The sequence below is a fragment of the Arthrobacter sp. P1_B4 genome (genome assembly GCF_056406555.1).
In genome coordinates, this window is sequence record NZ_JBFTZW010000016.1 from 13,669 (window position 1) to 35,450 (window position 21,782).

Consider the following 21,782-nt stretch of genomic DNA (forward strand, 5'->3'; position numbering starts at 1 on the left):
CCTGTGCAGGCCCCTTGCCGGACATCTGACTTCGGAGGAGGATGATCGGCACACTGAGGAGGCCCGCCATGACCCAGCTTGGCAAGTTTGAGAAGTACCTGATTGAGGAATTCTTCGACGACTACCGCTCCGGCGCCATGAGCCAGCACACGTTCACGCGCCGGGTGGCGTTCATCACCGGCAGCATGGCGGCGGCCTCGGCAGCGATGCTCTTGGTGGGCTGCACGCCCGAGGAGGTTCCCCGCAGTACCGACCCCATGCCGACGCCGACTTCGTCCGCGCCGGGGTCCGGCACCGCGTCCGCGGGCGCGGTGCCGGGGGCCAAGAGCCCGTTGTCGGTCCCGGAGGGCGCGGCCGGACTCACGACGGCGACCGTGCAATTCGCCTCGGGCGGCACCGACATCAGCGGCTATCTCGCACGGCCCGACCATGGGGCCGCCGGGCCGGCCGTGCTGGTCTGCCACGAGAACCGCGGGCTGACACCGCATATCCAGGATGTGGCGCGCCGCTTCGCCAAAGCCGGATACGCCGCACTGGCCCTGGACCTGCTGAGCAGGGAAGGCGGTACCGCAGGTATGGATCCGGACGCTGTCCCGGGAGCACTGACCCAGGCCGGGGCGCAGCGTCACGTTTCCGACTTCACGGCCGGCTTTGACTACCTGAACGCCCAGGACTTCGTTGATCACGGGCGGATCGCCATGAACGGCTTCTGCTTCGGTGGCGGCATCACGTGGCAGTCGGCGACGGCGATCCCGGGCCTGTTGGCGACCTCGGCGTTCTACGGACCCGCGCCTGACCTGGACAAGGTCCCGGCCATCAAGGCGGCCGTCTTCGGCGTCTACGCCGAACTTGACCAGCGGATCACCGGCGCCATGCCGGCGCTCCGAGATGCCTTGGCCAAAACTGATGTCCGGAACGAGCTCAAGATCTATCCCGGCGTGGACCACGCCTTCCACAATGACACCGGGCCGCGCTACAACCAGGAGCAGGCCACGGCCGCATGGAACGACACGCTCGCCTGGTTTGGCAATTACGTGTAAGGGCGGGGCCGCCGGAGACACCTCCCGACCGGATGGAGACGCGATGTTCGCAAACCGCAGGACCGCGGCGTTGGGCGCTGCAGGCGCCTTGGCCCTTGCCGGGTGTGGTGCCGCACCAGCGTCCAGGGAGCGGGCGCCGGCGATAGACCGTGCGGCCGCCGTGACCCCCGGGACGCAGGCCGCCGTCTCCGACGGGACGCAGGCCGCCGTCGGCCACGGCTGGGGACCGGTGGTGGCGGGCGACGAATTTAATTATGCAGGGCCGCCTGACCCCGCGAAATGGACTGTCTACGCGGGCCCTGGGCACGCGGGCAAGGGGATCCGGAGTCCGGATGCGCTGGGTGTAGGCGGCGGGGTCTTGACTGTCAGCGGCGACGCCGCGGGCACCACTGGCGGCATGTCCGCCAGGTTTGCCCAGCAGCGGTACGGCCGCTGGGAGGCCAGGATGAAAATTGGACAGCGGGATCTGCAATATCACCCTGTCCTGATCCTGTGGCCGAACAACAACATCTCGTCCACGTGCGCCGAGATTGACTACGCAGAGGGGAGCGTTAACACCGCCCAAATCAAGTTCTTCCTGCACTACGCCTGCGGTGGCCCGAACTTCCAGACCACCGCGGCCAAGACGATCGACACGACGCAATGGCACAACTATGCAGTCGAGTGGACCCCCGCCGGAATTACCGGATACCTCGATGGGTCCTTGTGGTTTGTGGACACGAACCCGACGCATCAGCCCACGGTAGGCATGCACCAAACGGTGCAACTGGACTGGTTTCCCAACGGGACGCCCACCAAACCCAGCCAGATGCAGGTCGACTGGATCCGCGTTTACAAGTAAGCGTTGCGCTTACTCGCCCGAGGCAAATTCCGGCCGGAACGGGCCGCCAGCCTCCGACGCCCCTTCGCGGTGCCCGTCCAATGCCTTCAACGCCGCAAGGTGCTCCAGCAGGGCCCGTTCCGGATGTCCGGGATGGGCAGCCAGCTGCTGGCGCAGCAGTTCCCGTGCGCGGGCTTGTTCCGGGGCGCTGTCGTCGAGGACGGCGTCAATGATTCTGGCGGCCTGATGTCGGATTCCGGCGGCAGATGCGGCATGTTCCGCACCGGATACCAGGTTCTCGGGATCCTGTTCTTCGAGGCGTCCTGGAGTGGACGACGGCTCCACCGACATGGCTGTTCCTTTGGTCATCGTTCCGGCTGAGTCCGGAACCGGCCTGCCGCCTTCCCCCAATCCCCGGGTACTGTACCCGGGTCCTAAGACGGGCCACCGTGACAAACGTACAACGACGCCGGGCCGCCAACCCCACACGGAAGCGAAGTTTTCGCCAAGTTTCATGCACAAGGCGCCGTGCCGCTGCCCGCGGAATGCTAACGGCGGCCGGCGCCACGGGGCGTATCCGCTGCAGCGCTTGTGTTGGTCATCTGCCCGAAAAGACGCGGAAATACTCGCCGGGTAGCCTCGAACCAACGAATCCGTTCGAAAGGTAGTACGCCATGCGTGTTGGACTGATCCGGGTGATGACGACGTCGGACCGACGCCTGCTCCACGCCCACGGGAAACTCCTCCAGGAAGCATTCGGATTTACCGTCACATCCCGCTGTATTCCGGACCAGCCGTCCGGCGTCTACGACCAGGCGTCGCTCGAATCTGCGGCCCCCAAGGTTGTCCGGCTGGCGAGGGTCATGGCGGGGGATGCTGACGCCCTGATTATCAGCTGCGCCTCCGACCCCGGGCTGGCCGCCACCCGGGCAGCCGTGGATATCCCGGTCATCGGGGCGGGCTCCGCAGCCGCGGCCGCGGCTCTGACCTTCGGCGGCCGGATTGGAGTTTTGGGTCTCGGCGCACACGTACCGGGCCCGATCTCGGATGCACTGGGCGAACGCATGCTGCTCATTGACGGGCAGGGAAGGATCGAAACACCCGACGCGTTCCTCATGCCTGCCGGGATTTTCGACGCCCTCGCCGCGGCCCACATGCTGGTTGACGCCGGCGCCGACATGATCGTCCAGGCCAGCACGGGCCTGAGCAGCATCGGCATGGCGGACGTGCTCCGCCGCCGGCTCGGGGTTCCGGTGATCGACGCCGTGACGGCGGCCGGGTCAATGCTGGTCTCAGCGGTAGCCGCCCGGGAACTTCAAGGGGTTTGAGTCCTGCCGCCTGTAGCGGCGCGTCCTCGGCCAACACCAAGGCAGCCCCGCGCCGCAATACGGCGCGGGGCTGCCTGGCGATTTGCCGGTCCTACTTGTAGACGCGGACCCAGTCGACCTGCATCTGTGAAGGCTTGGTGGCCGACCCGTCGGGGAACCAGTCCAGCTGCAGTGTCTGGTGCATGCCCACGGAGGGCAGGTGCGCGGGGTTCGTGTCCGAGAAGGTCTTCACGCCGTCGATGTAACCGGTGATGCCGGCCGGGGTCCACTCGACTGCATAGTTGTGCCATTGCGTCGTGTCGATCGTCTTGGCCGCCGTGGTCTGGAAGTTCGAGCCGCCGCAGGCATAGTGCAGGAAGAACTTGATCTGTGCGGTGTTGGTGCTGCCCTCGGCGTAGTCGATCTCGGCACAGTTGGGGGAGGTGTTGTTGTTGGGCCACAGGATCAGCACGGGGTGGTACTCCGGGTCCCGGGCGTTGGTCCGCATGCGCGTCTCCCACTTGCCGTATTTCTGCTGGGCAAATTTGGCCGACATGCCGCCCGTGGTGCCGGCCGAGTCGCCGCTGACCGTGGCCACGCCATTGGCAACCGACCAGGCCTGCGGGCTCCTGACACCGTTGCCGGCATGTCCGGATCCCTTGAAGACGCTCCACTTGGTGGAGTCGGGGGCGCCGGCCTTGGAGAACTCGTCACCCGCGACAACCGCACCCCAGCCCCGTGCCGTGGCGGCCTGGGAACCGTCGCCGGTCGCGGCGACGGCGGCCTGGGCAGCGACGGGCGCCGTTACAGCCGTCGGCGCCGGAGCGGCTGCCGCTTGGGCGCCAGCTGCCAAAGCAACAGGCGCGGCGGCCCGTGCAGGTGCCGCATCGGCTCCGGGAGCCGCAGGTGGGCCGGCGGTACCGGTGGCAGGCTTGGGGGCCGAGGGGACCGCCGGCTTCGGCGCTGCGGCCACCGGGGCCGTGGCCTTCGCGGCAGGATGCGCGGCCTGGGTTGCCGCCGAGGACGTGGAGTCCGCAGCGGAATGCGCGGCCCCGGTGGCCGGTGAAACTGCTGCGGCGCCCGTCGCGGGTCCGGCGCTGCAGCCGGTCAGGGACAGTGCGCCCAGGCTCAGAGCAATCGCTACTTTGTTCAGCTGTGGTGCCGTGGAGCGTGCCTTCGGCCGTGCATCTTTGAACGTTGATTTATTGAACAGCGGTGTTTTATTGAACAACGGACCCCTCCGGGCTTTCGTGGCTGGCACGCACAATCGACGCTGCCAGGGCGGCGGATAATGCGGGAAGTTTCATCCGGCCCCTGCCGCAAGGCAGGGGCGAGCAGACGCCGAACGGCGCAACGGGGCCCTGCAAAGGGGCGGTCCGGGGCCCTGCATTCGGGCCGGGCCTCGCGGCCAGCGGCCAACGTTACCGGACCGTTACCTCGGCCCGCAAACCTCCCGGATGCATGACGTTCCGCACGCCGCCTCCGCCCGGGGTGCCGCGCTACACGCAGCTGGGCTGATATGCCGGGTTGCCCGGGCGGCCGGCCGGCTGACGAAGAGCGTCGGACACGAGACGCTGGGTGACGGGGTCGTTGGGCGCCTGGTCGTGGTCAATCACGTCTGCCGGGCACTTGTCCTGGATGGTGATATTGGTGACCTGCTGGGCCGGGCCGGCGAGGAACTGGCTGGGGTAGGGCGTCACCACCTCGTCGTGCGTTGTGGAGATCACCGTGTAGGCCGGACCGGGAACCGTGTCGCCAATGGAGTTGAGCTCGGTGAGGAACGGAGAACCAGCCTGCTGGTCGGCGCAGGCCTGGCAATTCGACCCTCCCACTGAGGTGGCCGGCGGAACGGCGTCCGGTGTCGGCGTGATGAGCCCGCGGGTTCCGTGGTTGGACGGGGCGATGCCCACAAGGTGGTTCACCTTGTCCGCGCCTCCAAGGAATCCGAGGTAGTAGCGCGGCATCATGCCGCCCTGGCTGTGGCCCACGAGATTAACTTTCCTGGCACCCGTCGAGGCCAGTACCTTCTCGACAAACGGGGCGAGCTGACGGGCTGAGTCTGCCACCGGGCCCGTGGCGTCGCAGGTACGGGCATGCCGCCCGCCGTCGCCTCCGGCCACCTCACTCTCCGGTCACCTCACTCTCCGGGCGGGAAATCGTAGGAAGCGTGGATCGTCGCCGGCGCGGTGCCGTAGGACAAGACGATCTCGTCGTGCGCCTTGAACGGGAGGTCCCGGATCCCGGCGTCGAACTTCCGGCCGTTCACGTAAACGGTCCAGCCTTCCAGCGAACCCCCACCGGTGCCGGGGGCGCCGGTGCCACCGAGGACGCCCCACTCCGTCAGGAGCTGCCCGAGGGTGAAGGCCTGGCCGGCGGTGGGTGACTCGATGTGGACCACGCCCGTGGTGTCGTGGGTGTGCAGTGCTGAGATGCCGTTGGCCCTGTGGTCAGCTCCGGCGGTGATGCCGATATTTGCCGGCACCGCGATGGGCTTGCCTTCCTTCAGCACGTCCAGATGTGCGTGATAGTGGTCCACGTTGCCCTCCGCCGTCAGCACCGTGAGGCCGGCCTGGGTGATCCGGCCGGGCGCCCCCGTGATGTCTAAAGCAAAATCAGGGGCCGGCGCCGCGGATGCCGCAGGTGACTCAGGCGACGGTGCGGTAGATGGCGCAGGGGCGGCGCACCCTGCCACCCCCAGCGTCATGGCGGAAAGTGCGATGGCGAGTGTCAGCTTGGTGTGCATGGTTGCGTAAACCGCTTTCGATCGGAGGCTTGCCAGTTCAGTCTAGGCAGATGGTCCGGGCCCGCCGCCCAGGACGGCTTGGCACCGCGTTTCCGCCGGGAGCCGCGAGGGGAAAGAATGGGCAGGTGAGTGATGCCGGCGAATTCATCGACCTCTCGCTGCAGCGCGAAGCTTCCGGGCGCCGCGCTGAGCAGCTTCAGGCGCGGCTGGAAACGGAGCCGGCGGGCAGCGGCCTCCGGTTCTACGGCACGTCCGTGGGCGCCGTGCGCGGCACGGTCCGGGATGCCGGCCGCCGCTATCCCGGGCTGTCCCGCGATGAGGTCACTTTGCTGAGTTCCGAACTGTGGGGCTCCGGGCCCGGAGGCTCCGGCCGGGGGCCTGCGCCGGTTTTCGAGCGCCGGCTGGCCGCCGTGGTCCTGCTCCAGGCCAACGTGAAGCTGCTGACCAACTCCGACCTCACCCGGCTGGAGGGCTTCATCCGGCAGGCGCGGGTGCGGGACCTTGTGGATCCGCTCGCCGTCGACGTCGTCGGACCCCTGGTGGACGGACTCGATGTTCTGGCCAGGGTGCGGGCCGACAGCGTGCTGGACCGGTGGGTGCGCGAGCCCGATGCCTGGCTGCGCCGGGCCGCGCTTCTCTCGCCGTTGCTGGCGCTGCGCGCGGGCGCGGGGGACTGGGACAGGTTCGTCCGGCACGCCAACGCGGTGCTCGGCGAACCGGGCGGCATGTTCGACGCCGACGGCACGGCTGTCCGGGATGCCGTCTCCCGGGTCCTGGCAGAGATGGCAAAGCGGAGGCCGGAGCTGCAATTCACATCCGTTGGAGAATGACGATCCGAACCTTCGCCGCCGGCTCGGCTTTGGTCCGGGCATGTAGACATTCGGACTGTCAGGCCGTCGGACCCCCCGGATCGCCCTGCTCGACGGCGCTGCCGGAATTTCCGGACTTGCCGCCAGCATTTGCCGGGACCGCGAAAGTCCTCGCCGCCCGTGACCCGGCGACTGCGCTCGCGGCTATGGTGACAAGCGCTCCCACCAGCAGGGCCGCGGCCTCGCCTGGGAGCAGGACCTGAAGCTGCGTGCCGATGCTCGCCGCAGCCACCGGTACGCCAAGCTGCGCCGCTGACAACACCCCCAGCGACAGCGGGAGTCCCAGGAAAGCCAGGTCGGCGTGCGCCAGCAGGGCCCCGGCCCCCAGCAACAGGCCGAGGGCCATCATGTCCGGGTGCCCGGCCAGGTCCTTGAGCGTCAGCGATGCACCCAGCCACACGAAGAAGAGCGGACCCAGGAAGCCGTCGCTGAGCGCGAACAGTTGCCGGGCCAGCCGCCGCGGTTCGCCGACCGCAGCCATCACCAGGCCGAAAGAAAAGCCTGCCATCATCACAGACACATTGCTCCACGTCGCGACACCGGCCAGGGTGAAGAGCACGGCCAGCTGGATCCGTAGCTCCAGGGCAAACTTGCGGCTTTCCGAGAGCCGGTGCACGCGCCGACGGATTCCTTGGCGCTCCAGCCAGCGCAAGCCGACAAAGAGCACTACCGCGCACCCGGTCACCGCGAGGACACCCAGCGCCGCCTGGACTGCGTGGGGCGGATCCACCAGGAGCGGCAACGCCACAATGCAGGCTGTGTCGGCAATTGCCACCTGCGCTGTCATAGCGACGACATCTGGCCCGCCGAGGCGCAGGGAATCGACGATTGGAAGCACCAGGGCTGCCGACGAGGACGCCAGCAGCACGACGTAGAGGGGAGCATGTCCAGTCCCGAACAGCAGTCCGATGCCGGTTCCGACCACCACCGCTGCCGCTGCGGCCACCATCGCCCGGCGGGAGCCTTTGCCGAGGGCGCCACGGATGTGCGGATCCCGCACGGGAACGTGGGTGCCTGCCACGAACATCATCAGCGCAAACCCGATATTGGCCAGCAGGGTGAACGTCGGGTCCGCGGGGTCCACCAGGGCCAGCCCTGAGCGCCCGATCGCGATGCCGGCCAGCAGCTCACCCAGCATGACAGGCAAGTGCCAGCGCGCCGGCAGGGCCAGCAGGGGGCCAGCCAGGGCGATGACGGCGATCAGCGCCAGGGACAGGAAGGTCACGGTTCGCGGCGGCCGGCCGGCGCCGGGCCTGACCGCCGTTCCACCACCGCGTAGGCCTTGCCGTCCAGGAAGGCCCAGTCGTTGACAACCATGTACCCGAGCGCGTCCACCCGGTCATTGAGGATGTGCTCGTCGAAACCCCCGTCGCGCGGTTCCGCGTCCCAGGTGCTCACGTGGACGTCCCCGCCGTCGAGGATCAGCAGCTCGGTGTTGACGTCGAAATCCTCTTGGGGCTGAGTGCTCAACTGGCAGATGGCGACACAATGGCTGTTCATTTTCGGGCCTCCGCTTCCGGTGGTGCTGATGGCATCATCCTATGTTCGGAAACGGCGCCGCCCTATGGGCAAATTGCGGCCCGGCATCATGGCTCCGTTACCTGAATGTGACTTTCGGGTGCGGTTCGCGCTACGGTTGATGAGTGCCTGTTGTCTCCGATACGGGCGCTCCCCAGCCGATTGCCTAACTCTGCCGCGGCCCGGGGGTAACTCGCATCAACGTCCGGCAGAGACGGGGAAACCACTTTTGACCTGCTGATATGCAGGTCTTGGGGTGAAGCCGCACAGTGCCCGCAACGACGGGCCCGGGAGTGYGGCCGGGTGCCTCCCATCCGAATCCGACAGCTCACCTCGCAGGCATTGGGAGAGGCTACATTTTTCATGACTTCAGTCAATACTTTTGCGCGCCATGCCGCCGTCCTCGCCGCCGCATCCGGCCTGGTCCTGACCAGCGGAATGGCGGCCAACGCCGCCACCGCCCCCGTGCAGCGTGACTCTGCTCCGGCGTCGAACGTCGACATCGCCGGACAGGTCAGTGCCCCCGTCAGTGCCGATTCAAACGTCAAGATCAGCTTCGAGCGCCCCGCAGTGGATTCTGTTGCCGCGCCGGTCATCGAACAGCCCGTCGCGCCGGCTCCGGCTCCCACTGCAGCCCCGGCGGCGGCGCCCAAGGCTCCGGCCAAGCCGGTCATCCAGGTGCAGGCCGCTCCGGCAGCAGCTCCGGCAGCAGCGCCGGCCGCGGCGCCCGCGGGCGGACGCAACGCCATCATGCTCTCGGCCGCCTACAGCCAGGTGGGCATCACCCAGGACTGCACTGCCATGGTGGAAAAGGCCCTTGGCGCCGCGGGTAAGCCCGTTGGCGACATCGGTCCCCGCGCGTTCCTTGGCCTTGGAACCGTTGTAGCGACGCCGCAGCCCGGTGACATGGTGGTCCAGTCCGGCCACGTCGGCATTTACGCCGGCAACGGCCAGGTGGTCAGTGGCGGCATGAACGGCAAGAACCAGACCATGGTCCACCCGCTGTCCTGGCTCACCGCGACCGGCGGCGTGACGTTCGTCCGCGCCTAAGCCGCACGGCCCCGACCCGGGGCCAGACAGTCCGGAAAGACCGGCGCTCGAGTTCCCTTGGGGGCAACTCGACCGCCGGTCTTTCCTGTCTCCGCATTCGGGGCTCCGGGATCCCGATGGCATAGCTTTCCCCGGCGCAGGGTCCTCAGGGATTCCCGCTGCCCATGAGCGGAAGCGTCAATTTCATGACGGTTCCCTCGCCGCCCGTCGCGGCCACCTCGACGGTGCCCCCGGCCGCGACGGCAATCTCCCGGACCAGGGCCAGGCCGATGCCAAAGCTCCGCTGTCCCTGTGAGGTGCCGGTGCCGGCCGTCCGCACGAACCGGTCAAAGATCCGGGCCTGATCGACGCCGGTGATTCCGGTCCCGGAGTCCGCCACCGTGATCACGGCGCGCTTCTGCTCGATTGAGGTCGTGATGGACACGCGGCCGCCCGGAGGCGTGTGGGCCAGCGCGTTGTCCGCCAGGGCCAGCACGGCACGCCGCAGCGCATTCTTCTCGATCCGGGCCAGCGGCCGGGCAGCGGCAGAGAATTCCAGGCGCACCTGCCGCTGCTCTGCCACCTGCTGGAGGCTGCCGGCGACGCTGGCGGCAGCGTCGGCGAGGTCGGCAGGGGGCGCGGAGCGGTCCGGGGCCTCCGCGGTTGCCGCGAGGAGCAGTTCGTTGACAATCCCTGTCAGCGTCGCGGCGTCCTCCCGGATCCGGGCCAGGTCGTGGCTTTGCCTGGAGCCGGGCACAGTGTTGCGCTGGGCCAGCTGGATCCTGGTGTCCAGGATGGTCAATGGCGTGCGCAATTCGTGGCTGGCGTCCTGGACGAAACGCCGCTCCCTTGCCAGGGCATCACTGAGGGGACGAATCGCGCTGCGCGCGCTGAGCCACCCGACGATGCCGGCCAGCAGGATTCCCGCTACCCCGGCGATGATCATGGCTTCGAGGACATCCTTGGAATCCAGGTAGGTGTAGGCCGTCCCGGCCGTCGCCGAGCCCGGCACTTCAGGATGGGCCAGTTGGTTCGTGAGGTACAGTGCCGTGGCGGCGAGCAGCCCGAGAACCATGACCGCGCACGCAGCACTGATCCGCACCGCGACCTTGAGGGAAGCCTTGCGCAGGATGGAGTGGTCCGGATTTCCGCCGGCCGGCAAGCCGTCACTCATGGGCTTCGCCGATCTGGTATCCGAGGCCGTGCACCGTGCGGATCACGGCTTTGGAGATCTTCCGGCGCAGGTGATGAACATAGGTATCGATCACGCCGGGCTGTTCCGAGGCGTGGAAGCACGCCGCGAGGAGCTCATCCCGGGTGAAGACGCGGTCCGGTTCCGCGGCAAGGGCTGCCAGCAGCTGGCCTTCCTTTGCGGTCAGTGACACCGTTTGCCCGTAGACAGAACGGACGGAGCGCTGCGTTGGATCCAGTTCCCAGTCCCCGATCGCCACCGGTGTCGGGGCCGGGGGAGTGAAAGTCCGCGTCAGTGCGCGCAGGCGTGCTGCCAGTTCGCCGGCGTCGAACGGCTTGGTCACGTAATCGTTGGCGCCGGCGTCCAGGCCCCTGACTTTTTCGTCGGCATCGCCCAGCGCGGTCAGGATCAGGATGGGCGTGGCAATGCCTTTCGACCGCAAAGCCGTGATGAGGGCGATGCCGTCCATGGCGGGCAGCCCGCGGTCCACCACCATGACGTCCCAGCTCCCGGTCAGCCCGTGGTGGAGGCCGTCGCGGCCGTTGGTGACCAACTGGATCCGGTAGTCCGGGTCCAGGAGCTCGGCGATGAGCGGTCCCAGGACGGCGTCGTCCTCGACGAGCAGCAGGGACGGAAGGTCAGTGGAGGTCATGTCAGCTATTCTTCCGCGGCCATTTCCTCAGTCCGCAGTCCGGCCCCAGGTTCTTCTGCCGTGTCGCCGGCGGCTTTGTCTGCGGCTGCGGCGGCGCGGCGGGAGTTCCGGCGGCGTTTGAGGAGCTGCACCACCCCCGGCACGACGGAGACGAGCACCATGGCCACGACGATGGCGTCGATGTTCCTGGCGATGATGTCAAAATGCCCCAGCCAGGTGCCAAGCATCGTCACGGAGGCCGCCCAGGCGACGGCGCCGGTGATATTCCACAGGGTGAAGGATTTGCAGTCATAGCGCGCGGTCCCGGCGGTCAGCGGAGCAAACGTCCGGACCATGGGGACGAAGCGGGCCAGCACGACGGCGGCCCCGCCGTGGCGGCGGAAGAAGTCCTCCGTGGTGGTCAGGTGCGCTGTCTTCAGGATCCGGGCGTCGTCCTTGAACCATCGCCGGCCAAATTTCCGTCCGAGCATGTAGCCGACCTGGTCCCCGGCGACCGCGGCCGCGGTGACGACGCCGATCAGCACTGGCAACGTCAGTTGCAGCTGCTGGTGCAGAAGTCCTGCGGTGAACAACAGGGAGTCGCCGGGCAGGAAGGGAAAGAGCACGCCCGATTCGATGAAGACCATCACGGCGATCACACCCAGTGCGGCCGGGCCCAACCCGGCGAGCAGGCTTGCCGGGTCCAGCAGGGACAATGTTCCGGCGGCGTGGACGGCCGGAAGGGAGGCAAAAACGTCCAGGACGGGCATTCTCATTTCTCCTCGGCGCCCAGCGGCCGGCTGCCCGAACGGGCCCGGATCCGCTCCGCTATCCGTGGCGCGAGACGGTTCCACAGTCCCGCGAGCACGACCACGGCTGCGCTCGAGGCCAGGAACGACGCCGCGACATCCGTGGGGTAGTGGACGCCGATGTAAAGCCGTGACCAGGCTACGACGAGGGCCAGGAACCACGCCGCGACGGCCGTGACCTTGGCCCAGCGGGTTCCACGGGCCAGGAAGTACACCGCGAATCCCAGTGCCACAGCAAAGGACACGTGGCCGCTCGGGAAGCTGTTGGAACCCGTTTCCGGAGCCAGGGGATCGAACAGCAGGGCAGGGCTGGGCCGCTGGCGGGCCACGAGGAGCTTGAAGAATTCACTTGCCACCCAGCCGGATGATGCCACGAGGCCGAAGGCAATCGCCTTGGCCAGGCCGCCGCGGAACAGCCAGATGTACAGCGCCGCGGCGCCGATCAGCGCGAGACCCGCCACCGGGCCAAACACGACATTCAGCGCCATCGCGACGGCGGTCAGGGCGGCGGCGTGGTGCTGGCTCAGGTCCTGATCGACCCCGATCTCGGCGGCGCTGAAGCCGGGTGTCAGCTGCGCCGCCAGGCCCAGTGCCACAACGGCGGCCGACAGCAGGACGCCCAGCACTAACCAGTGGCGGACCTGGGGGAGGGCCCACAGCCCGGGACCCGCGGCGGGGCGCACGGCGTCGGGACGGCTTGGTGCTCCACTTCGGCTGAGTGCTCCAGCACCGCCCAGCGGCGCATCGCTCTTAACAGGGGCAGGTCCAGTCATGGGATCCTCCGGCTCGGGACAAGGGCGCCCGGACAGGCGACGACTCCCACTCTTCCGCCAGCCCGTTAAGAAACGCTTAAGAAAGTGACGCGTCGCCGGCCGCAGCGGTGTGCCGCAAGCCCGGCTGCTCCGTGCCGGCTACGCGGCGTAGCGCAACAGCGCCACCCCGTTGCCGAAGGCGCGCGTCTCCAGCAGCCGGAGCTGGGCCATGCTGTCCGCAGCCTTGAACAGGGGCCGGCCCCGTCCGATCAGGACCGGATGGACGTACAGCCAGTATTCGTCGATCAGCCCGAGCCGCCGGAAGGTGTCGGCCAGTTCTGCCCCGCCCAGGGCCAGGTCCCCGCCCGGCTGCTCTTTCAGGGCCAGCACTTCTTCCGGCACCACCTCCCGGACCACGGTGGTGTTCCAGGCGGCAGATGTCAGCGTCCGGGAGTAGACGATCTTGGGCATGTCCCGCCAGATCCGGGCGAACTCGGCCATCACTGAGCCGGCGGCCGGGTCCTGGTCCGCGGTGGGCCAGAACTCTTCCATCAGCTCGTAGGTGACGCGGCCGTCAAGGAAGGCACCCATGGTGCTGAGCTGTTGGTTGAAATGGCGGTGCAGCTCGTCGTCGACCATGTGCCAGCTAATGTCGCGGTCCAGGCCCTCGAAGAATCCGTCGAGGGACACCTGCTGGCCAGGATGATTTTGCGCATCGCCGCTCCTTACGTTTTCACCAGCGTACGCCGCTGCTTCGGAGGGCAGACCCACTTTTTCCCGGAGCCGTACCCTTGCGCGGGAAGCCGCCAGGGGGAAGAATGCTGGAAGTCTATGGCCCCACCGCGGTCAGTCACCTTCGGGGAAGCATGATGCCTGCGAACGATTCGAACAACAGCACGGGGCCGGTCCCGAAGCCTGAGCCGGCGCCGCGCCACTACCGCTCCGGCGGGCACCGGGCCAACGACGGTTCCCGGCCCGGTCCGCGGTCCCTCGCCCGGCGTGCGGGAAGGACCCGGCGACAGTATCTGACGGCGGCCGCCGTCGCACTTGCCCTTGTGGGTGCCGGCGTCTATGCAGGCGTCCAGGCGGCGCTACCCGTTGACCCGCCGGCCGCTGCAGCGACGCCGCCGGCGCCGGTCACGGATGCCGGCCGGACCGTTCCGCCTGCGTCTGACCTGCCCGCAACTGCTTCGCCAACTACTGCTTCGCCCGCGGCCGGCGCCGTCTCGGCGGCCGCCGGGAAGCCCGCTGAGATCCCCGCCGTGCCTGCCGTCGCGGTCCCGGCCATTGACCCGGAACTGGACAGCCAGATCAACGGGATCATCGCGGCCAACAGTGCCTATGCCCTGGGGGTGTCCTTGATCGATGTCTCCGACGGCGTGGTCCACGGCTATGGGATCCAGGACAAGTTTGTGGCCGCCAGCACGGCAAAGATTCTGGCCGCGTCGGCGTATTACCACCTCGTTGAGACCGGCCGCGCCTCGCTGACCGCCCCCATGGGCAACTCGACGGCCGGAACCCAGATCCGCCGGATGGTCCAGCAGAGCAACAACGACTCGTGGGCGCTGATCCTGCGGGCGGTCGGCGCGCGGGGCATCACGGATTACGCCGCCTCGATCGGGATCACCTACGACCGCACGGTCAACCTTCTGACGCCCGCAGAAATGGCGAGGACCCTCCAGTTGCTCTACACGGGACAGCTGCTCAATGCCCGCAACACCGCCCAGCTCTTGTCCTATATGCAGAACACCAACTTTGAGACACTGATCCCGCCGGCGGTTCCGCCCGGAGTAGGGGTTCACCACAAGTACGGACTGCTGTTCGGAAACCTGCATGACGCGGCCGTCCTGGACAAGGACGGCCGGGCCTTCGTGTTCGTCGTGTACACCCGCGGCAGGAATTACTCCGATATGGGCCCCCGCACCCAGATCATTCAGCAGCTCACCCGGACTGTGACCGCCGCCCTGTTCTGATGGGTTGAGGTTCTGACGCCAGCCGCTGTTAGACGGACACCGGCTAGACGGACACCGGCCCGGCGGCAGCGCGTTCCTTCTCCCTGGTCTTCCTGGACTTGGCGAACCGGAGATAGAGCGAGGGCACGATGAACAGATTGAGCAAGGTGGAGGTGACCAGGCCGCCCAGGATAACCACGGCCATGGGGTGTTCAATTTCATGGCCCGGGATGTTGCCCATGACAACCAGGGGTACCAGGGCAAGCCCGGTGGCCAGGGTGGTCATGAGGATGGGCGAGAGCCGCTCCGCCGCCCCGCGCATCACCAGGTCGCGGCCGAAGGTTTGGCCTTCAAAGGTTTCCAGATGCTGGCAGTGGTTGATCAGCAGGATGCCGTTGCGCGCGGCGATCCCCATCACCGTGAGGAAGCCAACGAGGGACCCGAGGGACAGGACGCCGCCGGTCATGTAGGCGGCTATGACCCCGCCCACCAGGGCGACCGGCAGCGTCAGCAGCGACAGGACGGCCAGCCGCCAGCTGCGGAAGGACGCCTGCAGCAGCAGGAGGATCAGGACAAGTGCCGCCGCGGAGTAGATCATCAGGCGGTTCGTTGCCGCCTCGCGTTCGGTGTATTCGCCGAGCAGCTGCACGCTGTAGCCGGTGGGGAGCTCCAGGCTCTCCAGCCGCGATTTCAACTCACCGACCACTGTTCCCATGTCCGCACCGTTGGCCAGGAAGGATCCCACCTCGACGCGGCGGGATCCGTTGGTGCGGTCGATCTGGTTCGGCGTAGCCTGCAGGCTCACGTCCGCGACGTCGGCGAGGCGCACCCGCGCTCCGCTGGGCGTATCGATGGGCAGATCCTCGATGCTGGTGACGGAGGAGCGGGTGGCCGGGGTGCTCCAGACCTGGACGTCGTAGGCCCGGCCGTCCCGGAAGACGTCGCCGACCTCCTCGCCTGCCACGAGTGTCGCGGCCGCGCGCCGGACATCGCCCGGTTTGAGGCCGTACTTCTGCGCCGCGGCCAGATTAACCGTCACGGCAATCTGGGGGACTTCCACCTCGAGGGACACATGCGGGTCCTCGGTGCCCTCAATCGAGTCCATGATGGTCTTGACCCGTTGCGCCTGTTCCCGGAGCACATTGAGGTCGTCTCCGTAGACCCGGACCAGGATGGGTTCGCTGGCGCCGGTGATGACCTCTTCAATCCGCTCCTTCAGATAAGTCTGGACGTCACGGTGCAGCCCCGGGTAGCCGTTGACCACGTCCTCCACGGCGGCCACTGTCGCGTCGTAGTCGGCGTGGCGGTCGATGCTGATCCAGTGTTCGCCGGCATTGACACCGACGATCTCGTCCGCGGCAAATGCCTGCCCGATGTGCGTGCCGCAGTTCAGGACGCCGGGGACCTTGAGGAATTCCTCACAGCCGCGCTGGGAAATCCTGAATTCTTCGGCGGCAGACGTACCCGGTTCGGAGATCCAGTGCATCAGGAAGTCCCGTTCCTTGAACGTGGGGAACAGGGAAGAACCCATCAGGGGAGCGAGGACCAAACCCACCACCGCCAGCACGCCAAAGCCCGCGTAGCCGAACCGGGGCCGGTTCATGGCCTTGGACAGGGCGGCGTGGTAGCCGCGTTTGAGCACCCGGACCAGCGGCGCATCGCGTTCTTCGAGTTTGGCGTTGCCCAGCAGAATCAGGGCAAGAGCCGGCGTCACTGTCAGCGCCACGAACATCGAGGCCAGGACAGCCAGGGTGTAGGAGACGGCCAGCGGCCGGAAGAAGACGCCGGTCAGACCGTCCAGGAAGAAGATCGGTACGGCGGCGACCACAATGATCAGGGTCGCGTAAACGATCGGGCTGCGCATCTCCAGGGAGGCTTTCAAGACCACCGATGCCGCAGATTCGTCACTGCCCCGGGCGCGTCGCTGCCGCAGGCGGCGCATGATGTTCTCGACGTCGATGATCGCGTCATCGACCACGACGCCCACCGCAATGACCAGCCCCGCAAGGACCATCGTGTTGATGGAGCTGGACGTGAAGTAAAGCACCAGTGCGGCTGTAAGCAGGGACAACGGAATGGCGATGATGCTGATCAGGGCCGTGCGCCACTGGAAGAGGAACGCGACGAGGATCATGACCACCAGCAGGCAGCCCAGCAACAGCGCGATGCTGAGGTTGGAGATCGCCTCCTCGACGAAGCTGGCGGGCCGGAAGATCGTGGTGTCGAAGTTGATGCCGCGCAGGCCCGGCTGCAGCTCGTGGAGGGCCTCCTCCACGCCTTTGGTCACGTCCAGTGTGTTGCCCCAAGGCAGCTTCTCGACGATCAGCATGAGCCCGTGACCGTTGTTGATCACGGCGTCACCAATCAGCGGCTGATGGTCCTCGACAACCTGGGCAACGTCGCCCAGGTGCAGCGCCACGCCGTCCTTTTCCCGAATCGTCACCTGGGCCAGATCCGCGGGCGTCTGGATCGGCTGGACGTGGCGGACGCCCATCCTCTGGGTCGGACTGTCAATGAAGCCGCCGGTGCCGATGAAGCGTCCCGGCGAGTACTTCAGCAGCCCGGCGTCGAGGGCGCCGGCGGTGACTTCCATGACCTGGTTGAGGGAGACGTTCTGGGCCTTGAGCTTGTCAGGCTCCACCTGGACCTGCAGCATCTGGAGCCGCTCGCCCCAGATGGCCACGTTGGCCACCCCGGGGACCCGCAGCAGACGGGCCCGGATGGTCCAGTAGGACAGCATGGACATTTCGATGAGCGAATGTTCCGACGACGTCATCCCGATCTTCATCACGCGGCTGGTCGCGGACAGCGGCTGCAGCATCACCGGCGGGGCCGCCCACGTCGGCAGCGCCGCGGTCACCGACGCCATCCGTTCCGAGACGAGCTGACGGGCGTTGAGCAGGTCAGTGCCTTGATGGAAGAGCAGCACGATCGAGGACAGCTGGGGCACGGACTTGGACCGTATCTCGTCCAGGCCCGGCATGCCGCTCACGGCGGCCTCGATCGGCACACTGACGAGCTCTTCGACTTCCTGGGCGGTCAACCCGAGGCATGCGGTCTGGATTTCGACGCGCGGCGGGGCGAATTCCGGGAAGACATCCACGGATGCGGCGCCCAACTGCAGGGAACCGAGCAGCATCACGGCGCACGCGAGGGCGACAACAACCGTCTTGAAACGGAGGCTGATCCCGATGAGCCAGCGCATGTCACTCGGCCGTATCGAATTCGGTCCCGAGAAGTTCCTCGGCACCTGTCGTGACGACGACGGTCCCTGCCGGCGGCCCGTCCGTCAGGACGGCAACGTCGCCGTTGATGCGCTGGACCGTGATCGCTTGGCGGACATAGACCCGGGGCTCAGGGTTGGTGTAGACCCACGCCTTGCCCGAGCTGTCGTACAGGATGGCCCCGTAGGGGGCAGTGAGCTTCCCGGTCTTGGGATCCACTGCAATCACCGCTGTCGCGATCCCAACCCGTTCGACGGCGTGGTCGGTGAGGGTGAGCCGGTGAAGGTCCGTGCCCGGGACTTCAGCGATCGCCGCCGGTTCGCCTTCGGACGGTGCGGCCTCCGGTGCCTGGGCGCAACCTGTAGCGGAGAGCGCCGTGAACGCCGTCACGATCAATGCAGTGATGAAAACCGCGACCTTGTTGCCCCGCGGCGAAGGTGTGGAGTTCATGACCCATCCCGGCTTTCAGTTGGTGCAGCGGTGCCCGGGCCGGCCGGCGCGCCGGGTGCCTGCTGCGGCTCGAACCGAAGCAGCACAGCGGGCACGACAAACAGGGTGAAGAAGGAAGTTGTCAGCAGGCCTCCCCAGATGATCACGGCCAGCGGCAGGATGATTTCCGCTCCGACGACGCCGCCCAGCAGGACCAGGGGCAACAGCACCAGGGCCGTGATCACGGTGGACATCAGGACGGGTCCCAGCCTCTCCCTGCTTCCGCGGACCACCAGCGCGGGCCAGGGCGCTTCAGCATCGGTTGCCCGCAGGTCCCGTACGTGGCTTGCCAGCAGGAGGGCGCCGCGGACGGCGATACCAAGGACTGCGGCGAAGGCGACCAGGGCGACCAGGGCGTTGACGCCCCCGGTGGCCTGGGCGGCCAGCACGCCGCCGGACAGTGCCAGGATCAGGCCCAGGAAGAGCGGGGCGGCGAGCCGCCAACTCCCCGTCGCCGTTTGCAGCAGCACCAGGATGCCGGCTGCGGCGACTGCCGCGAGCAGCCAGAGCCACTGGTAATTACTTTGCTGCTGGGCGTACTGGGTGAGGATCTCGGCGTGGTAGGACATCGGGAACTGCATCTGCTGCAGGGCCGCGTTGATGTCACGCTGGATGTCGCCCAGCGGGCGACCCTGGATGTCAGCCTTCACGTCAATGCGGCGCGAGGTGTCATCGTGCAGGATCACGGATTCATTCCCGACCATGGTCACCTGCGCGACGTCGCCGAGGCGGGCGTGCCCGCCGTTGGGGGTGTCGATGATCAGGTTGCGGACGCTGTCCAGGCTGCTGCGGGTGGCCGCGGCGCCCTTGACGATGACGGAGAAGACTTTCTGCTCTTCGTACAGGTTGCCGACTTCAATGCCCTGCAGGAGGGCGGCTGCCGCGCGCCGGACGTCGCCGGGGACGACGCCGGCCTTTTGGGCCGCGGCGAGGTTCACCTTGACTTCGGCGATGGGCTGTTCGGCGGGCAGGTCGACGTGGGGATTAGCCACCCCGGCCGTGTGCTCCAGGATTGTTTTGACCTCCGCCGCCTTCTGCCGCAGGATCGCCGGGTCGAGTCCGAACACCCGGACGGCAAAGCCGCTGTCGGCTTCTTCCCGGATCTGGTCGATGCGTTCCTGCGGGTAGGTGGAGACCTTGCTGGTCAGGCCCGCATAACCGGCGATCACGCGGTCGACGGCGGCGGCCGTGTCGGCGTAGGCCGCCTCGGGGGCCACGGTCACCCACAGCTCGCCGGAGCTGACGTCGCCGACCTGATCGGAGGTGATTGCGCGCCCGATGTGTCCGCCAACGTTGGCCACGCCCGGCAACGTGCGCAGTTCGTCGGCCGCCGCCTCGGTGATCCGGCTCATTTCCTGGTCCGAGGTTCCGGCGATCGCGCTCCAGTGCACCACCAGGGTCTTGTCCGCCAGGACGGGCACCACGGGATGGGTTCCGGCCAGCTGGGGTGCGAGTGCCAGTCCGGCCAGCGCCACAACGGCGGCGGCGGCGAACACCCACCGGGTTTTCCCTGCCAGTCGCTTCACGTAGCCGCCGTAGGCGCCTTCAAGCCGCCTGAGGGACCGCCTCTCCGGGGCCTTGGAACCCGCGGGAAGGACGAACGCGAGGGCGGCCGTGACGGTGAGGGCGACGATCATCGAGACAACCAGGGCGATCAGGTAGCTCTGCACCAAGGGTCCGAACAGGGCGCCGTTCTCACCCGGGATGAACAGTGCGGGCGCGAGGGCCAAAGCCATGATCAGCAGTGAGTAGAGCATTGGCGTGCGGGCTGCCCGCAGGGCGCCCGGGATCACTGAATCACGTGGCTGCCCATCCTGTGCCGGCGTGGACTCAGTCCCGCCGTCGGCCGTTTCGCGGCGGGACTTGGCCTCGGCCCTTCGTGCCCGGGCGATGCCGCTGAGGTCTTCCGCGACGTCTCCGACGATGACCGCCAGTGCCAGCACCAAGCCGGCCATGACCATGGTGTTCATCCCGGTGCCGCGCCAGTCGAGCACCAGGGCCGCCGCGGTCAGCGACACCGGGATCGTGATCAGGCTGATCAAGGCGGTGCGCCAGGAGCGGAAGAAGGCCCCAAACAGGGCAACAATGAGCAGCAGTGTCACGAGCAGGGCGGCGCCGAGCGTCCCGATTTCTTCGTCGATAAAGGACGCCTGCCGGTAGACGCTTGTATCTATCGCGACCCCGGGCAGGCCGGGCTGGAGTGCGTGCAGGGCCTCGTCAACGCCCCGGGTCACGTCCATCGTGTTGGTCTCCGGGAACTTCTCGATGACCAGCAACAACTCGGCTTCCTTGCTCAGCAGGGCATCGCCGATCAGCGGCTGGTGGTCTGTTGACACCGTGGCCACGTCTTTGAGCAGGAGATTGCCTGGCGCACCCTGGACGGGGACCTGGCCCAGGTCCTCCGGCGTGGTGATCGGCAGGACATGCTGGACACCGATCCGCTGGTGTCCCGTCTCGAAGAAGCCGCCGGTGCCGGGTGTGGACGCCTCCAGGTAGCTCAGTGGCGAGACCCACACGGAGTTGCCGGTCGTCTTGATGATTTCATCCAGCGTGACGCCCTTGGCTTCGAGCTGCGCGGGGTCCACCAGGACCTGGAGTTGCTGGTCGCGCTGGCCCCAGATCGCCACGTTGGCGACGCCTGGCACGGCCAGGAGCCCGGGTTTCATGGTCCAGCGGGCCAGGACGGACATGTCGATGGCCGACATGTCCTTGGAGGTCAGCCGGATCATCATGACCCGGCTGGTCGAGGACAGCGGTTGCATCAGCACGGGCGCCGCCGAAACATTGGGCAGTGCGCGAGCCTGGGTCAGCCGCTCCGAGACCAGCTGGCGTGCGCGGAGGAGGTCGGTCCCCGGCTTAAAGACCATCTGGATCGAGGACAGGCCAGGGACGGATTTGGACCTGATGGCCTCCACCCAGGCGACGCCGTTCAGCAGGTCGGCTTCCATGGGTGAGGTGATGAGCTGCTCAACCTCGGCGGCCGACAGTCCCAGGGCTTCGGTCTGGATCTCCACCTGGGGCGGGGCAAATTCCGGGAAGGCGTCCACGGACATGCTCGGCAGGCTGGTGAGCCCGAAGGCCAGGATTCCCGCGGCTGCTGCCAGGACCAGGAGCCTGAACTGCAGCGTCCAGCGCACGATTGCCCGCATCATGGCCGGTACCCCGCAAGCCCCACAGGAGTGTGCACGTCAAGGTCGGTGAAGCTTCGGCGTCGTCGGCAGCCCGGGCCGTCGGGATGGGCGGAGGGACGGAGCGGGTCGTGGAGCGGTCCTGCCGCGAAACCGATCACCGGGAAAAGGGTGCTGACTGCTTTTCCTGCTTGGCCAACTGCACATTTACGGTTCACGGCGCGGCTCCTCAACCTCAGGCCATAGCGCCCCCCAGCCGATAAGAGCCATAATGATCTT

General features: G+C 67.4%; 20 protein-coding genes and 1 riboswitch. Of the genes, 6 read left to right on the top strand and 14 right to left on the bottom strand.

From position 1 onward, the window contains the following. Positions 1-68 precede the first annotated feature (68 nt). Together AC1D1W_RS08830 and AC1D1W_RS08835 are read left to right on the top strand one after the other, a co-directional pair. Positions 69-1,040 (top strand): dienelactone hydrolase family protein, encoded by a 972-nt coding sequence (locus tag AC1D1W_RS08830; RefSeq protein ID WP_243177294.1) that lies wholly within the window; start codon positions 69-71, stop codon positions 1,038-1,040. A gap of 43 nt (positions 1,041-1,083) precedes the next feature. Further along, positions 1,084-1,881 carry a glycoside hydrolase family 16 protein gene (locus tag AC1D1W_RS08835; protein ID WP_243177295.1) on the top strand — a complete coding sequence of 266 codons (798 nt, stop codon included), beginning with the start codon at positions 1,084-1,086 and terminating at the stop codon, positions 1,879-1,881. 9 nt (positions 1,882-1,890) lie between these two features. On the opposite strand, the gene AC1D1W_RS08840 is transcribed toward AC1D1W_RS08835, so the two are convergent. Next, positions 1,891-2,229: a hypothetical protein gene (locus AC1D1W_RS08840; protein ID WP_243177296.1), complete on the bottom strand. Its 339-nt coding sequence runs from the start codon at positions 2,227-2,229 to the stop codon at positions 1,891-1,893. A 305-nt stretch (positions 2,230-2,534) separates the two neighbouring features. Between AC1D1W_RS08840 and AC1D1W_RS08845 the strand changes: the two genes are divergently transcribed. Continuing rightward, positions 2,535-3,188 carry an aspartate/glutamate racemase family protein gene (locus AC1D1W_RS08845; RefSeq protein ID WP_476943463.1) on the top strand — a complete coding sequence of 218 codons (654 nt, stop codon included), beginning with the start codon at positions 2,535-2,537 and terminating at the stop codon, positions 3,186-3,188. Positions 3,189-3,279: 91 nt separating this feature from the next. Here the strand turns inward: AC1D1W_RS08845 and AC1D1W_RS08850 are convergent, their stop codons facing one another. The 3 genes from AC1D1W_RS08850 to AC1D1W_RS08860 all read right to left on the bottom strand — a co-directional run bounded on the left by AC1D1W_RS08850 (position 3,280) and on the right by AC1D1W_RS08860 (position 5,910). After that, a complete protein-coding gene (locus tag AC1D1W_RS08850; protein WP_476943464.1) occupies positions 3,280-4,398 on the bottom strand; it encodes a glycoside hydrolase family 16 protein in 1,119 nt (372 codons plus the stop codon). A gap of 268 nt (positions 4,399-4,666) precedes the next feature. Next, entirely contained in the window at positions 4,667-5,287 is a 621-nt protein-coding gene (locus AC1D1W_RS08855; RefSeq protein ID WP_476943465.1) for a lipase family alpha/beta hydrolase, read from the bottom strand. 17 nt (positions 5,288-5,304) lie between these two features. Further along, on the bottom strand, positions 5,305-5,910 hold the full coding sequence (locus tag AC1D1W_RS08860; RefSeq protein WP_243177299.1) for a hypothetical protein: 606 nt from the start codon (positions 5,908-5,910) through the stop codon (positions 5,305-5,307). Between the two features lie 125 nt (positions 5,911-6,035). On the opposite strand from AC1D1W_RS08860, the gene AC1D1W_RS08865 reads away from it, so the two are divergent. Beyond that, positions 6,036-6,740, top strand: coding sequence for a DNA alkylation repair protein (locus tag AC1D1W_RS08865; protein WP_476943466.1), 705 nt, complete (start codon positions 6,036-6,038; stop codon positions 6,738-6,740). Between the two features lie 58 nt (positions 6,741-6,798). Here the strand turns inward: AC1D1W_RS08865 and AC1D1W_RS08870 are convergent, their stop codons facing one another. Both AC1D1W_RS08870 and AC1D1W_RS08875 read right to left on the bottom strand, forming a co-directional pair. Continuing rightward, positions 6,799-8,004 (bottom strand): cation:proton antiporter, encoded by a 1,206-nt coding sequence (locus AC1D1W_RS08870; protein ID WP_243177301.1) that lies wholly within the window; start codon positions 8,002-8,004, stop codon positions 6,799-6,801. Then, on the bottom strand, positions 8,001-8,249 hold the full coding sequence (locus AC1D1W_RS08875; RefSeq protein ID WP_223916806.1) for a hypothetical protein: 249 nt from the start codon (positions 8,247-8,249) through the stop codon (positions 8,001-8,003). Before AC1D1W_RS08875 ends, AC1D1W_RS08870 begins: the two co-directional genes overlap by 4 nt. A 201-nt stretch (positions 8,250-8,450) precedes the next feature. Further along, positions 8,451-8,653, top strand: a riboswitch (cyclic di-AMP (ydaO/yuaA leader). A gap of 7 nt (positions 8,654-8,660) precedes the next feature. Between AC1D1W_RS08875 and AC1D1W_RS08880 the strand changes: the two genes are divergently transcribed. Beyond that, positions 8,661-9,347, top strand: a complete 687-nt coding sequence (locus AC1D1W_RS08880; protein ID WP_476943467.1) for a hypothetical protein — start codon at positions 8,661-8,663, stop codon at positions 9,345-9,347. 145 nt (positions 9,348-9,492) lie between these two features. On the opposite strand, the gene AC1D1W_RS08885 is transcribed toward AC1D1W_RS08880, so the two are convergent. From AC1D1W_RS08885 to AC1D1W_RS08905, 5 genes are all read right to left on the bottom strand, one after another. Then, a complete protein-coding gene (locus AC1D1W_RS08885; RefSeq protein ID WP_476943468.1) occupies positions 9,493-10,500 on the bottom strand; it encodes a sensor histidine kinase in 1,008 nt (335 codons plus the stop codon). After that, on the bottom strand, positions 10,493-11,170 hold the full coding sequence (locus tag AC1D1W_RS08890; protein WP_476943469.1) for a response regulator transcription factor: 678 nt from the start codon (positions 11,168-11,170) through the stop codon (positions 10,493-10,495). The genes AC1D1W_RS08885 and AC1D1W_RS08890 overlap by 8 nt, the downstream gene beginning before the upstream one ends. A 5-nt stretch (positions 11,171-11,175) precedes the next feature. Continuing rightward, entirely contained in the window at positions 11,176-11,919 is a 744-nt protein-coding gene (locus AC1D1W_RS08895; protein ID WP_476943491.1) for a DedA family protein, read from the bottom strand. A gap of 2 nt (positions 11,920-11,921) precedes the next feature. Then, positions 11,922-12,731 carry a phosphatase PAP2 family protein gene (locus tag AC1D1W_RS08900; RefSeq protein ID WP_476943470.1) on the bottom strand — a complete coding sequence of 270 codons (810 nt, stop codon included), beginning with the start codon at positions 12,729-12,731 and terminating at the stop codon, positions 11,922-11,924. Between the two features lie 138 nt (positions 12,732-12,869). Further along, complete coding sequence (locus AC1D1W_RS08905; protein WP_476943471.1) at positions 12,870-13,400, bottom strand: dihydrofolate reductase family protein; 531 nt, start codon at positions 13,398-13,400, stop codon at positions 12,870-12,872. Between the two features lie 176 nt (positions 13,401-13,576). Here AC1D1W_RS08905 and AC1D1W_RS08910 point away from each other — a divergent pair, with 176 nt between their 5' ends. Then, positions 13,577-14,683: a serine hydrolase gene (locus AC1D1W_RS08910; protein WP_476943472.1), complete on the top strand. Its 1,107-nt coding sequence runs from the start codon at positions 13,577-13,579 to the stop codon at positions 14,681-14,683. A 43-nt stretch (positions 14,684-14,726) separates the two neighbouring features. On the opposite strand, the gene AC1D1W_RS08915 is transcribed toward AC1D1W_RS08910, so the two are convergent. The 3 genes from AC1D1W_RS08915 to AC1D1W_RS08925 are packed head-to-tail and all read right to left on the bottom strand — an operon-like array spanning position 14,727 to position 21,527. After that, the gene (locus tag AC1D1W_RS08915) at positions 14,727-17,867 is read right to left on the bottom strand and encodes an efflux RND transporter permease subunit (RefSeq protein WP_476943473.1); all 3,141 of its coding nucleotides are present in this window, start codon (positions 17,865-17,867) and stop codon (positions 14,727-14,729) included. Between the two features lies 1 nt (position 17,868). Further along, positions 17,869-18,336, bottom strand: coding sequence for an efflux RND transporter periplasmic adaptor subunit (locus AC1D1W_RS08920; protein WP_028276172.1), 468 nt, complete (start codon positions 18,334-18,336; stop codon positions 17,869-17,871). Then, on the bottom strand, positions 18,333-21,527 hold the full coding sequence (locus AC1D1W_RS08925) for an efflux RND transporter permease subunit (protein WP_476943474.1): 3,195 nt from the start codon (positions 21,525-21,527) through the stop codon (positions 18,333-18,335). Before AC1D1W_RS08925 ends, AC1D1W_RS08920 begins: the two co-directional genes overlap by 4 nt. Positions 21,528-21,782 lie beyond the last annotated feature (255 nt).